Source organism: Methylobacterium sp. ARG-1 (genome assembly GCF_001262595.1).
In the GTDB taxonomy this organism is placed as follows: Bacteria; Pseudomonadota; Alphaproteobacteria; order Rhizobiales; family Beijerinckiaceae; genus Methylobacterium; species Methylobacterium brachiatum.
Genome location: NZ_LHCD01000002.1, coordinates 37,930 through 50,375 on the forward strand (window position 1 = coordinate 37,930; position 12,446 = coordinate 50,375).

A 12,446-nucleotide genomic window follows, 5' to 3' on the forward strand; every position below is an offset into this window, starting at 1 on the left:
CGCCGTGACCGAAGCAGCGACCCTGGACAGGACCGACGTCCCGACGACCCGCCTGCGGGTGACCGGCATGGACTGCGCGTCCTGCGCGGCGAAGGTCGAGGCCGCCGTGCGCCGCCTGCCCGACATCGCGCAGGTGCAGGTCTCGGTGGCCGCCGAGACGCTCGCGGTGCGTCACGGACCCGGGACCGATGCGAGAATGATCGCTGACACCGTCCGCGGCCTCGGCTACGGGGCCGAGGACCCGGACGCCGTGGCGTTGGGGGATACCGCTGAGACACCTTGGTGGAGGGCGCCGAAAGCCCTGCTGGCGGCTTCCTGCGGCGCGGCCCTGGTGACAGCCTACGCGCTCGGGCACGTCGCGCCGATTACCGAGCGCTGGGCTTTCCTCGCGGCCATGGCGGTTGGGCTGGTGCCGGTTGCCCGACGAGCTATCTTGGCCGCCCGGCATGGGACGCCTTTCTCCATCGAGATGCTCATGACGATCGCCGCCGTCGGCGCGACCATCATCGGGGCGACCGAGGAGGCGGCGACCGTCGTCTTCCTGTTCCTGATCGGCGAAGTTCTGGAGGGCGTCGCTGCCGGTCGAGCCCGGGCGAGCATCCGTGGGTTGACCGGTCTCGTCCCGGAGACGGCGCTGCTGGAACGCGACGGCACGACTGAATCTGTGCCCGCCGCGAGCCTCAAGGTCGGCGCCACCGTGCTGGTGCGGCCGGGTGACCGCGTCCCGGCGGACGGGACCATCCTCGACGGCGGGAGCGACGTCGACGAGGCGTCGGTCACCGGTGAGAGCGTGCCGAGGCGCAAGGAGCCTGGCGACGCAGTCTTCGCCGGGACGGTCAACGGCGACGGGGCGCTCCGCGTCCGGGTGACCGCGGCTGCCAAGGACAACACCATCGCCCGGGTGGTGCAGCTGGTGGAGGAAGCGCAGGAGGCGAAGGCGCCGACCGAGCGCCTGATCGACCGGTTCTCCAGGGTCTACACCCCCGCCGTCGTCGCGGTGGCCACCTTGGTGGCGGTGGTCCCGCCGCTTCTCACGGGCGGCGCGTGGGGGGATTGGGTCTACAAGGGGTTGGCGATCCTGCTGATCGGCTGCCCCTGCGCGCTCGTCATCTCGACGCCGGCGGCCATCGCGGCCGGCCTCTCGGCCGGGGCCCGGCGCGGGCTTCTCATCAAGGGCGGCGCCGTCCTGGAGCGGCTGGCCTCGGTGACGACGGTCGCCTTCGACAAGACGGGAACCCTGACGGAGGGCAAGCCCGTCGTGACGAACGTGGTGGCATTCGGGAGGTCCGAGCGGGACGTGCTGTCGCTGTCGGGCGCCCTTGAGGGTGGCTCCTCGCACCCGCTCGCCCGGGCCGTGCTGGCCAAGGCCGCCGAGGCCGGAGCGCCGGTGCCCCCGGCATTCGGGGCCCAGGCATTCGGCGGCAAGGGCATCGCCAGCAAGGTCGGGGGGCTCGACTTGTTCCTTGGCTCGCCGAGGGAAGCCGGCGCGCGCGTGCCGTTCACGCCCGATCAGGAGGAGCGGGTCTCCGGGCTCCAGGGCGAGGGTAAGACCGTGTCCGTGCTCCTCGCGAACGGGGCGGTAGCCGGGCTGCTCGCGATGCGAGACGAGCCCAGGTCCGACGCGAGGGAGGGGGTCGACCGCCTTGCGTCGCTCGGCGTCGGCGCGATCATGCTGACCGGCGACACCGCGCGGACGGCCTGGGCCGTGGCGGCCGCGCTCGGCATCGAGGTGTGGGCCGAGCTCCTGCCTGAGGACAAGCAGCGGATCGTGCGGGAGCGCCAAGCCACTGGCGCCGTGGTGGCCAAGGTCGGCGACGGCATCAACGACGCGCCGGCGCTCGCGGCCGCGGACGTCGGTATCGCGATGGGTGGGGGCGCCGACGTGGCGCTTGAGACGGCGGATGCGGCGGCCCTGCACGGACGCGTCGCAGACATCGCCCGGATGATCGAGCTTTCGCGCCGGACGCTGTTCAACATCAGGACGAACATCGCCCTGGCGCTCGGCTTGAAGGCAGTGTTCCTGGTCACGACGGTTCTAGGGGTCACCGGCCTATGGCCTGCCATCCTGGCGGATACCGGGGCAACCGTGCTGGTGACGGCAAACGCGCTGCGGCTCCTTGGAGAGGGAAGATCGAGCGCCTGAGGCCCTTCACGTTCCCACCATGGGAGGTCCCATCCGTGTGCGACGTCATCAACGGGAGAGCGTCACGCAAAGCTTCAAGGTCAAAAGGATGGGCTGCGGCGGCTTAAAACGGTCGAGTGACGGATGGCGTTCGGACAGTTCGTCGGAGCCATCCGCTTTCGTGCCCCCTTCCCATCGAGGAGGAAGGAGAGTGCAACCTCTAAGGACTGGAGGTTTGGCCGGGATATGAACATTTCAATCGGAGAGCTGTCGCGCCGCACGGGCGTGAAGGTGCCAACCATCCGCTACTACGAGGGAGCAGGCTTGATGCCGGCCCCGACCCGCACCGAGGGCAAGCAGCGTCGCTATTTGGAGACAGAGATATCCCGGCTCAATTTCATCCGTCATGCGCGCGAACTCGGATTCGAGATCCAGGCGATTCGCGAGTTGCTGGCTCTGTCCACCGAGCCGGACCGGTCCTGCGCGGAGGTGGACGGCATCGCCCGTCGACACATGGCCGAGGTCGAGCGTCGAATCGGGCAACTCGTGGCTTTGCGCGGAGAGTTGCGGCGCATGGTCGAGGCATGTGGCCACGGTCGGGTGGGGGAGTGTCGGGTGATCGAGACGCTGGCCGACCATCGACAGTGCGCGCATGAGCACGGCCGCATCTCCTGAATCCGGGACCTGCTCAGGAAAAGCCGGGCAAGCTTGCGCCGTGTCGGCCATGACGCAGCGCTGGTTTATCCGCCACGAAAGTTTCAGCTCGTGCTGCGGTCAAAGGTCTTTCGGATGAACACGTTGGGCCTGCCGACCCTCGCTGTTCTCGCCGTAGCCGTAAATAGGACCCGCACAGCACCTTATCGACCGTGCCGGCTGGCTTCGCGTCGCGGCGTTTAGCACCAACGATGGACCCGTATCGACCGCGAGCCTCAGCGTCGGCGTCGCGGTGTCCGCCACGCACAAACGGGGAGATCCTGATGGCTAGCGCGATGTCGATGGCGGTCGGGAAGTGCCCTTCGGTCAATTCCCGGTCCGAGACCGAGCGGGCCGACCGCGAGCGGCTCGAACTCACCGACGACCCCTGGCGAAGCGCCAAAATCTCGCTCGCATCTACGTCGAGCGCGGGCCCGAATACACGGAGGTAGCGGCCTCGCTGGTGTTCCTCGCCATTCTCGGCGCCCTCGGGGCGAAGGCGGGTGGTGCCGCAGTGCCGCGGGCGACGGTACAGTACAGGTGACGTTCCGGGGATCACTCGCCGTGGGCGTCACCGCAGGCATCGGGAGCCTCGTCGGCAAGGTCGTGTGACGAGGCTCGAAGGCAGGACGGGGTGAGCCTGGAACGCGCCGAGAACCGCCACCGGGGGATTTCGAGCCTCAATCCCCCTGCGACGCACGCCTGCCGCGGGCGGGGCGCGGCTTGGCGGAACCGCCCGAGGGACCCGGGTCGGAGACGATCCCGGCTTCCTGGACTCCCTGTCCGAAGGGAGCCGCCGGGACGCCCGCCTCCGTTCTCCGCCCGCTCACGATCACGCCGACGTATCCCTCGCCCGCGATGAAACGGGCGCCCGCGCCGCGAAGGGCCGCGACCAAGCGCTTCGCAAGCGCGACTCGGATCGCGATGAAGCCGTTCTCGTAGTCGTTGATCGACTTCTTCGAAACGCGCGCCAGCAGGTGAAGCTCCTGCTGGGTGAGACCGACCAGCAGGCGGGCGGCTTGGCATAGGTATCCTGGCACGGTCCGGTCCGGAGGGAAATCCGCAGCCGAGGCGAAGTCCACTCCCCGAGGCGCGTCGGGCGAGGCTTGAAAGATTTTTATAGCACAGGTATAATTGGGAACTTCAACAAGCACCGCCGACTGCCCGCCCCCGCCCGACTGATCGTCGAGCGGGAGGGCCGCTTTCCGCCTTTGGGGTTTCGCCATGATCATCGCGCTGTTCGGCGGCGATGGCCGTGCCGTTGGCACGCACGCCGCCTTCCTGATTGCCCGTGCCGCAGCCTCGGTCGGCACCGCCACGACGCTCCTGCGCGTCGTAGGCGCGCACGAATCCCGGCTGCCTCGACTCGACAGCGTGCCGGACACGCTGCGCGTTGTCGAGCTTTGCAGGGACGGTCCCTCCTTCGCAGAGGACTTCCCGCGGGAAGCGGCCGCCGATCCCGCGCGACGCCTCGTGGTGCTCGACCTGCCGCCAGGGTGGGCGGCGGACTGCCCGGTTGATCTCGGGGAATGTCCCAGGGTGATCGCCGTCGGACCGTCCGTCCTCGAACGCGCCATGGCCGTGTCCATGCTGCGCGCGACCGCGCATGCCGCCGTCCCTTGGCTGCTGGGGTGCGGTTTCCCCTCACTCGGAGCGTCCGACCGAACCGTGCGCGACACGGCGGCGGCCGCGGGCCTGGACGACACCTCGATCCGCGTGATCCCTCGCGGCCTGCCGGCTCCGCTGCGGGACGCCGCCGCCCCGGCCCATGGATCCCTGCTCGCGTCCCTGTCCGTTCGCGCTGCGCTTCGCGTGCTGAACGCGGTCGTACCCGGTGCGGTCCCGATGCCGGGGCATCCCGGCGACGTCATCGCTCCCGTCCTGGCCGGGATGGGCGAGGCGGACCGCCGCGACGCGCAGGACCGGCTCCGGGACCTTGCCGATGCCTTGGACGCCGCGGAGGACGGCGAATACCCGTCCGCGGAGGAGCTCGCCGCCGCCCCCGTCCTTGAGGAATGGGAGTTCGGGATGCGGCCGGTCGCGGCGCTCGTCGGTCGCGTCACGCACCATCCGGACTTTCCCCCAGGTCGCCGGGTCCGAACCTCGGAAGTCTACGTTTCCGACCGTCGTACCTGGGCGCGCACCTATTCCAGGCTCTACCGCCTGGGACGGCCCGCCGGTCCGCGTCCCTCCCTGCAGTAGCGCACCGTCTCCCTTTCCGTCGAGGCGGGTCGCCCCTCCCTCGCTCGAAAGGCGGAAGCCGGTCCCGCCCGTCGAGATGTGGGCGGGGGAGCCCTCGCCGCCTGTCCGGGCGGCCATGCGAGGATGTCAGGAGATGCCCGTGCACCCCCAAGGCGAACGTCGCTGGGCGCTGCCGGCGGCGGGCGGTTCGACGTCCCTCACCAGGTTGTGGCGGACGGTCGGACCGGGCGCCCTCGCGCCCGATCTGGCCAAGCCGTTGCTGGCTGCGGCGACGGCTGCCCTCCAAGGGTCCGGTCCCTCCGTGGCCGCCTCGGAATGGGAAGACGCCCCGGCGGCGCTCCGCGACGCCCGGGCGGTCCTCGGACGATGCGGTCCGGCGCATCCCGACGTCGACGTGGTCGCCACCGCGGCGCTCGCGCTGGCGCTTCGCGGCGAAAAGGCTGCCGCGACGTTCCTCGCCGATGCGCTCGACCGTCTCGCCGCCGACGGGACGGGCGGACCGCACCATGCCCGGTTCGCCTATGCGTGGCGGTCCCGGGTGGAACTTAAGCCGGCGGGCGTCTCCGCCGGGAGCGACGACGGGGCGCCGGACCGGCTGCGGCTTCCGGGTGACGACACCGAGGGAGAACCGATGCGCCTATGGATCTTTTCGGACCTGCACATCGACATCGGGAGTCCATGGACCCCAGCCTCGATCCCCGGGGCCGATCTCGCGGTGGTCGCCGGCGACGTCGGCGAGGGCCTCGTCAAGTCAATCGCGTGGCTCGCCGCGACGGTCCGGCCGCATATGCCGGTCGCGTTCGTGGCCGGAAACCATGAATTCTACCGTCGATGCCTGCCGGACGAGTTGCAGGCGGGGCGCGCGGCCGCGATGGAGGCCGGAATTCACCTCCTGGAGAACGACACCGTCCGCTTCGGCGACGTCGTGGTCTCGGGATGCACCCTGTGGACGGATTACGAGCTCGACGGACCGGCGACGCGGGTCCCCGCCATGCGGGACGCACGCGTGGGCCTCAACGATCACCGCCTCATCGCCTGGAGCCGCAAGCCGGAGTGGCGGCGGTTCCGGCCGGAGGAGGCGCTCGCGCTGCACCTCGCGTCACGCCGCTTCCTCGAAACCGCGCTCCGGTCCGCCGCGGACGCGACGACGCGGGCGCACGTCGTGGTCACGCATCACGCTCCCGCGGCGGGGAGCGTCGCGCCGCGGTTCCTCGGCAAGCCGCTCAATGCCGCCTACGCGTCGCGGTTGGACGACCTGATCGAGGCCGGTCGGCCTTCGCTCTGGGTCCACGGGCACACCCATACGCCGTTCGACTACCGCCTCGGCGGGACCCGCGTGCTCTGCAACCCGCGAGGATATCCCGGCGAGAACCCGCGCTTCCAGCCCGGGCTGGTCGTCGAGGTCTGAGACCGCCCGGGGCGGCCGCCCCGCCCTGACTGCCTCCCGCAAGCCGAGAGCCGATGGAGACGCCCTTGCCGGACTTCGCCCGTGAGCCTCGTGCGCTAGGATGCCGGGGAGCACCTCCGCCGCATCCCATCCCGTTCCGCTCCCCGGGCTCGACCGGAACGGGATCGGCGGCCGCCGGGGGGCTACGATGACGCGGCATGTTCGCCCCCCTCGTCGTGTTCCGGGCGCCGAGGTCCCGGAGCCGTTGCCGCTTCCGTTTCGGCCCCGAGCGCGGATCGACCCGACGCCCGAGGTGCGGACGGCCTGTCCCGGACCGGCCTCCGTCGGGAGCCGAAGGGAGAACGCGAGGTTCTGGATCCTGTCCGACCTGCTCGTCGACCGCAATCCCGAGTTCCGGCTCCCCGATCCGCTTCCTGAGTTCGACGTCCTGCTGGTCGCGGGCGGAGTGGCCATCGGGCTGGACGTCGCGTTGAACTGGTTGGCGCGGGCCCTGGACGGCAGACAGGGGAACAGGCCCGTCCTGATGGTGGCGGGCAGCGCGGAGTTGTGGTCCGAGACGCCCATGGTGGAGGCGGTCGCCCGCGGCCGGGAGCTCGCCCGGGACCTCGGCATCCACCTGCTCGCCGACGACGCGGTACGCATCGGTCCCGAGGCCGGCGGCGGGACCGTGGTGGTCGGGGCGACCCTGTGGACCGACTGGTGCCTCGAAGGGAGCTTCGAGGGCCGCCTGGCCAGGGTCGCGGCCCGCCACAGCTGGGCGGATTGCCGGCGCGTCCTGCTTCGGCGGGGGCGCCCGTGGTCGCCGCTCGACGCCCTCGGGGCCCATGCAAGATCGCGGGGATACATCGAGGACGCCCTCACCAGCATCGTGTGTCAATCGCTGAACGTCGCGAGGGGACCCGGGACGCTCGTGCCCGGTGTTCGCCCCGGGGACCGCGCCGTCGTGCTCACCCACTTCGCGCCTTCACGCCGTTCGCTGCCCGACGCCTGGACGGGATGGCTCGGGGACGCCTGGCTGGCAGCCTCGCATGCCTCGGACCTGGAGGATGTCATGCACGCCTGGGGGGCGCCGACGCTCTGGGTCCACGGCCGGGCCGTCGCCCCGGCGGATTACCGCATTGGCCGGACCAGGGTGGTCGCCAACCCCTTGCGGCGTTGGGATGCGGCCGATGCCTTCGACTCAGCCTTGGTGGTCGAGGCCTGAGATGGGAACGTCGACCTACGGCCCAGGGCCGCCCGCACCAAGCTCCTCGGACAGGCCGACGGGCATCGGGAGCCGGGAAAGGTTGGGCGGGGACGGCGCCCTTCGCTGGCTTCCCGCCTCGGGCTGCCGCCGCCACGACTTTTCCCAGCCGCCAAAGACAGCAGTGGCTTGATCGTATTATATATCACAGGTATAATATAGGTATTCTCAAAAGTCGTGGCCAATTCGACAGCCGGGCCAATCGGTTTGGGGGCTGTGAAGCCGAGCCCGTCCGCCGCGCGGCGACCGCCTATTCGCCTATCGGGTCGTTCCGGCTCCCCGCGGGGGCACCGGCCGAGTTTTTCGAAAGCGTGACGGATTCGTTGACCGCCTTGGAACGGGCGGGGCTGCTGGAGGTGGATATGGCATCGGAGCCTGGCCGGGTGGTTTCGTGTTCGGTTTTGCGGCGTGCGATCCGAACCCCGCGGCGCGGCGTGCCGCCCAGGGTCGAAGCCGGCGTGGTGGCGGCTTGGCGGACGTACCCGCCTGGACGCCTCGACCGGGCGGAAGCAACGGCCCTCGCGCGGCTGCTGGCGACGACGTCGATACTCGGCGAAACGCGCTGGTCCGCGGCAAGGGACGGGGACGCGGCCGCGGCCACGGCGCTCGCCATCCGTCACGTCCGCACGTGCGGCGCGGCTTCGGTCGCGTCGGATCTCGTGATGGGCAATCTCCTGCTGATGGCCGAGCGCGGCGACGCGACCGCGCCGGCGGTCATCGCCTACGCCCTGCGCGCGCTGGCACGGCGCAGCGCCGACGAGCGCCGGCTCATGCGGCTCGCGGCGCGATGGGCGCGACCGAGGATGCGCAAGTCTCGCCGCCGCTGAACCATCGGCCCCCCACCATCGAAGTCCCGTGCGAAGCCGGAGGATGCCATGCCCGAACCGAACGAGGCGGCCTGCGCGATGGCGCGCGCCTTCGTCGAGGCGTTGCGGAAGGAAGCCGCGAGCCCGGATCCATCATGGTGCCTGGACGAAGCCGAGCTCGACGCGCTCGCGCTCGGCCGGCGGGAGGCATCACTCATGCCCCGGCTGGCCGCCGACGTCGTGGCCGCCGCGGTCATGCTGGGGCGCGCGTTCGCTCCGGCAGGACCTCCCGCGGCCGATGACGGCTTCCCCGTCCTACTGGTGCGCGTATCCTCTCCGGATTGGGTGGAGCCGATGCGGTGCGTCGTGGGACCCTGCCTCCTCGGACTGGGATGGAGGGTTCGGGATGGCGAGGGCGGGCGCGGGGCCTGGAACGACCGCAGCCGGCGGGAGGTCGTCGTGTTCGCGCGTGACGGGGCCTCGCGCGAGCATAGGCCCGACCGCGGCAACGAAACCGTCGGCGCGGCCGTGGTCGCCGGCGTCCCGCTCATCGGCGTCGCGTCGGATCCCGCCAGGACGCTGCCGCGCGACTTCCTGCGCGCCGTCGACCGGGAGGTTCTCGTCGCTCCGCTCGACGCCGAGGTGCTGAGCCTGGTGATCGAGGCGGTGACCGGCGAGGTTCCGCCCCTCGCCGCGCTCGGGGACTGCGTGGCGGTCCGGGCCGCCGCCGACCTTCGGCTCGGTATCCGCCCGGGTCGCGGGGCATCCGAGGCCCTGGAGCGCCTCGGGCGTTCGCGCCTGCGAGAGAGGCAGCGCACCGCGAACGCGCCCCGCCTTGAGGACTCGCTCGGTCTCGGAGCCGCCCGGGATTGGGGGCTCGGCCTGGTGGCGGACCTACGGTCGTGGCACGAGGGGATCATCCCGTTCGCCGCCTGTGAATCGGCCGCCCTCGTCAGCGGGCCGCCCGGCACGGGCAAAACACGGTTCGCGGCGGCCCTGGCCCGAAGCGCGAACCTACCGCTTCATCCGGGCTCCCTCGCGCAGTGGCAGGGCTCCCGTGACGGACATCTTGGCCATACCCTGGGCGCCATGCGGCAGTTCTTCGAGGAAGCGCGGCGGTCGCCTTGCGTGGTCCTGATCGACGAGCTCGATTCCTTTGGAGATAGGAATACTTTCTCAGAACATCATCGCGATTACTCCAGCCAGGTCGTCAACGCCCTCCTGGAACACCTCGACGGCGCCGTCGGCCGCGAAGGGGTCGTCGTCGTCGGCACGACCAACCATCCTTCGAGGATCGATCCTGCGATCTTGCGCTCGGGGCGGCTTGAACGGCACTTTCGGATCGAGCTTCCCGGTCTCGACGCGCTGACCGGCATGCTGGTCCAGTATCTCGGGACCGACGCCGATGACCTCGACCTTGCGCCGGTGGTCCCGCTGCTGCGGGGCATGACGGGTGCCGACGTCGAGGCGCTGGTGCGGCGGGCGCGTGGCAGCGCGCGACGGGCCGGCCGCACCCTCACGGTGGACGACATCCTGGCAGGCTCCTCGGATGGGACGCCGGCGCTCGGGGATGGGCTCCGGATGCGCTGCGCCGTCCACGAGGCCGGGCATGCGGTCGCGCTCCTGGCCAGCGGCGCGAGCGGACCGGTGACGCTAACCATCGCCCCGACCGGCGGCCTGACCGAGCATGCGCTCGTCGATGCCTACGGAGCCCTGACCGAGGGCGACTTCGAACGGTCCCTGGTGATGATCCTGTCGGGCCGCGCGGCCGAGGAGGTGCTCCTGGGCGACGTCTCCGCCGGCGCGGTCTCGGATCTCGCCGAGGCGACCCGATGCGCCGCGGCGATGGAGGCGTCGTGGGGGTTCTCGGCCGATTTCCCGCTGCTGTCCCTGGCCCCCGCCCAGGACATCGACCTGGCCCGGATGCCCTGGCTGATGCGCCCGGTCCTTGAGCGGCTCCGGCTGGCCTACGAGCGCGCGTGCGACCTCATGCGGACCGAGCGCCTCGCCCTCGAACGGATCGCGGAGGCCCTGTTCCGCACGGCCTACCTCGACGACGCGGCCATTCGGGCGTTGTTCTCGGGAAAGGCCGCCTCCCCCCGACGCCGCGCCGGTCCGGGCCGCGGTGCCCACCGCACGCACGACATCTGAAGTGGAGAGGCCATGACGTCCTTCGTACGCCGACCGATTGCATGCCGGGACCCGTCCGCGTCGCGCTCACCCGCCCGTCGCCCGCTCGCGGAACGGACGTTGTTCGACGCCGCCTCACCCGGGGCGGAGCCGCGCCCTGACACCATGCGACATCCCTTGCGCCGCCGCGACTTCGACGAGGGCAGCCCGGACACGTTGATGATGCTCGACATCGAGACCGTTCCGGACCCGATCCTAACGCCCGCGGATTGGCCGGCCGACCGGTTTCCAAAGGCCATGTGGCATCAGGTCGTCGCCATCTCGGTGATCGAGGCGGGGGTCGGTCGGGAGCCGGGCACGGGGGTCGAGACCTACGAGTTGCGGTCCTGCCGCAGCGGCGGCGAACCGGGATGGGACGAGGCACGTCTGCTGCGCGCCTTCTGGCGGCTTTTCGAGGGGGGACGCTACAGGCTCGTCACCTGGAACGGCAGGGCGTTCGACATGCCGGTGGTCCTCGCCCGCTCGTTGATGCACGGTCTCGCGGCCCCCGCATGGTTTCTTCGCGGAACGCGCTGGGCCAATTACGGGCAGCGCTACGCCCAGGACTGGCACCTCGACCTCATGGATGCGATCTCAGCCTTCGGGGCGGCCTCGCGTCTCACCCTGGAGGAGGCTGCGGCGGCGGTCGGCGCACCGGGCAAGATGGGCGAGCACGGGTCCTGCGTCGCCGAATTGGTCGCGCGCGACGAACTCGGTCGGGTGCGGGACTACTGCGAGACCGACGTGGCGAACCTCTACGTCATCTTCATGCGCTGGGCGCATCTGACGGGCAGGACGGATGCCGCGGGCCACGATGCAGCCGTGGAGGGATTCCTGCGCTACCTCGATGCGGAGGGGCCGGCCCGCCCGCACTTGGCGGCCTTCGCGCAGGAATGGCGACGGACTGGATCGCGCGCGCCGATGCATGTGGGTCGAACGACCGGGTCGGGTGCGGTGGTGGCTGGTCCGGACACCTGTCACGGAGCTCGACGGAGCTCGCTTGGGGCCTGAGGGCCGGGTCGCGGAGTAGCCAATCCTCGGGATGCCCCATGAGCGGGCGGCGGGACGCAGGTCCCGCGCCCGGATCCGCCGGTCCGGCGTGAGACCGCGATAAAACCGGGCGTTAGCCACGAGTGAGTCGAAGGCGTCGAAAGCCATCGGGGTAAATCGACCGTAATGGCTGGCGTGCGAAGGATCGGGCAACGGCCAGCAAGCCCAGGGGGGAACAGCCGATGACCCTGCCGCGCCTTTCGCGACCACTTGAATATAGCCGCGCTTGGGTGGCGCTCGGGGTCCTGGCACCTATCGGCGTGCTGATCGTGTCGGCGTCGATGCTCCTCGATCTTCGTCGCGATGCCTGGGACAAGGCCGAGCAGACCTCCAGGAACCTCATGCAGGTCATCGAACGCGACATCGCCCGCAACGTCGAGATCATCGACCTTTCGCTGCGGGCCGTCGTCGACAACCTGCGCGCGCCCGAGACCGCGGAAGCGAGCCCGAAGGCACGGCAGATGATCCTGTTCGACCGTGCCGCGAGCGCCAGGGACCTCGGCGTGATGCTGGTCCTGGACGGGAACGGCGACAGCAGCCTCGTGATCACTCAGAACCAGTACGCTGCCTGTGTCGCTGCTCGCTCAGACGTGATCACCGCGCAAACCCAGCTTCAGACAACCGAAGCCTTGAGCATTGCGGTCGAGCTCAGCCGGGCGACACTGACGACGAACAAATGAAGACTATGAGAAGTCGCCTCGCAGATGATGACGCAACTAGATCGCAAAATCGATATCAGACTGAGCCGAAACC

At 70.4% G+C, this 12,446-nt stretch carries 9 protein-coding genes and 2 pseudogenes; 10 read left to right on the forward strand and 1 reads right to left on the reverse strand.

Features of this window, described 5'->3' with window-relative positions; genetic code table 11:
• The first annotated feature begins 4 nt into the window (after window positions 1–4).
• The 3 genes and pseudogenes from AKJ13_RS01960 (at window position 5) to AKJ13_RS32515 (ending at window position 3,427) form a co-directional block, all read left to right on the forward strand.
• Window positions 5–2,143: a heavy metal translocating P-type ATPase gene (locus AKJ13_RS01960; RefSeq protein ID WP_050731876.1), complete on the forward strand. Its 2,139-nt coding sequence runs from the start codon at window positions 5–7 to the stop codon at window positions 2,141–2,143.
• Window positions 2,144–2,368: 225 nt separating this feature from the next.
• Window positions 2,369–2,797 carry a helix-turn-helix domain-containing protein gene (locus AKJ13_RS01965; protein ID WP_026105497.1) on the forward strand — a complete coding sequence of 143 codons (429 nt, stop codon included), beginning with the start codon at window positions 2,369–2,371 and terminating at the stop codon, window positions 2,795–2,797.
• Window positions 2,798–2,960: 163 nt separating this feature from the next.
• Window positions 2,961–3,427 (forward strand): annotated as a pseudogene (locus tag AKJ13_RS32515) (VIT1/CCC1 transporter family protein).
• A 68-nt stretch (window positions 3,428–3,495) separates the two neighbouring features.
• On the opposite strand, the gene AKJ13_RS01970 reads toward AKJ13_RS32515, so the two are convergent.
• Window positions 3,496–4,047, reverse strand: a complete 552-nt coding sequence (locus tag AKJ13_RS01970; RefSeq protein WP_238229976.1) for a helix-turn-helix transcriptional regulator — start codon at window positions 4,045–4,047, stop codon at window positions 3,496–3,498.
• On the opposite strand from AKJ13_RS01970, the gene AKJ13_RS01975 reads away from it, so the two are divergent.
• The 7 genes and pseudogenes from AKJ13_RS01975 to AKJ13_RS02005 form a co-directional block, all read left to right on the forward strand.
• Entirely contained in the window at window positions 4,040–5,017 is a 978-nt protein-coding gene (locus AKJ13_RS01975; protein WP_003596818.1) for a DUF6634 family protein, read from the forward strand. The two genes, AKJ13_RS01970 and AKJ13_RS01975, sit on opposite strands and share 8 nt — an antisense overlap.
• A gap of 133 nt (window positions 5,018–5,150) precedes the next feature.
• The gene (locus AKJ13_RS01980; protein WP_003596816.1) at window positions 5,151–6,425 is read left to right on the forward strand and encodes a metallophosphoesterase; all 1,275 of its coding nucleotides are present in this window, start codon (window positions 5,151–5,153) and stop codon (window positions 6,423–6,425) included.
• Between the two features lie 244 nt (window positions 6,426–6,669).
• Window positions 6,670–7,629 (forward strand): hypothetical protein, encoded by a 960-nt coding sequence (locus tag AKJ13_RS01985; RefSeq protein WP_003596815.1) that lies wholly within the window; start codon window positions 6,670–6,672, stop codon window positions 7,627–7,629.
• Between the two features lie 362 nt (window positions 7,630–7,991).
• Window positions 7,992–8,495 (forward strand): hypothetical protein, encoded by a 504-nt coding sequence (locus tag AKJ13_RS01990; RefSeq protein ID WP_231343941.1) that lies wholly within the window; start codon window positions 7,992–7,994, stop codon window positions 8,493–8,495.
• A 48-nt stretch (window positions 8,496–8,543) separates the two neighbouring features.
• Window positions 8,544–10,625, forward strand: coding sequence for an AAA family ATPase (locus tag AKJ13_RS01995; protein ID WP_003596813.1), 2,082 nt, complete (start codon window positions 8,544–8,546; stop codon window positions 10,623–10,625).
• 144 nt (window positions 10,626–10,769) lie between these two features.
• Window positions 10,770–11,654, forward strand: coding sequence for a 3'-5' exonuclease (locus AKJ13_RS02000; protein ID WP_231343940.1), 885 nt, complete (start codon window positions 10,770–10,772; stop codon window positions 11,652–11,654).
• A 221-nt stretch (window positions 11,655–11,875) separates the two neighbouring features.
• A pseudogene (locus tag AKJ13_RS02005) lies at window positions 11,876–12,355 on the forward strand (hypothetical protein); the annotation flags it as partial.
• Between the last annotated feature and the right edge of the window lie 91 nt (window positions 12,356–12,446).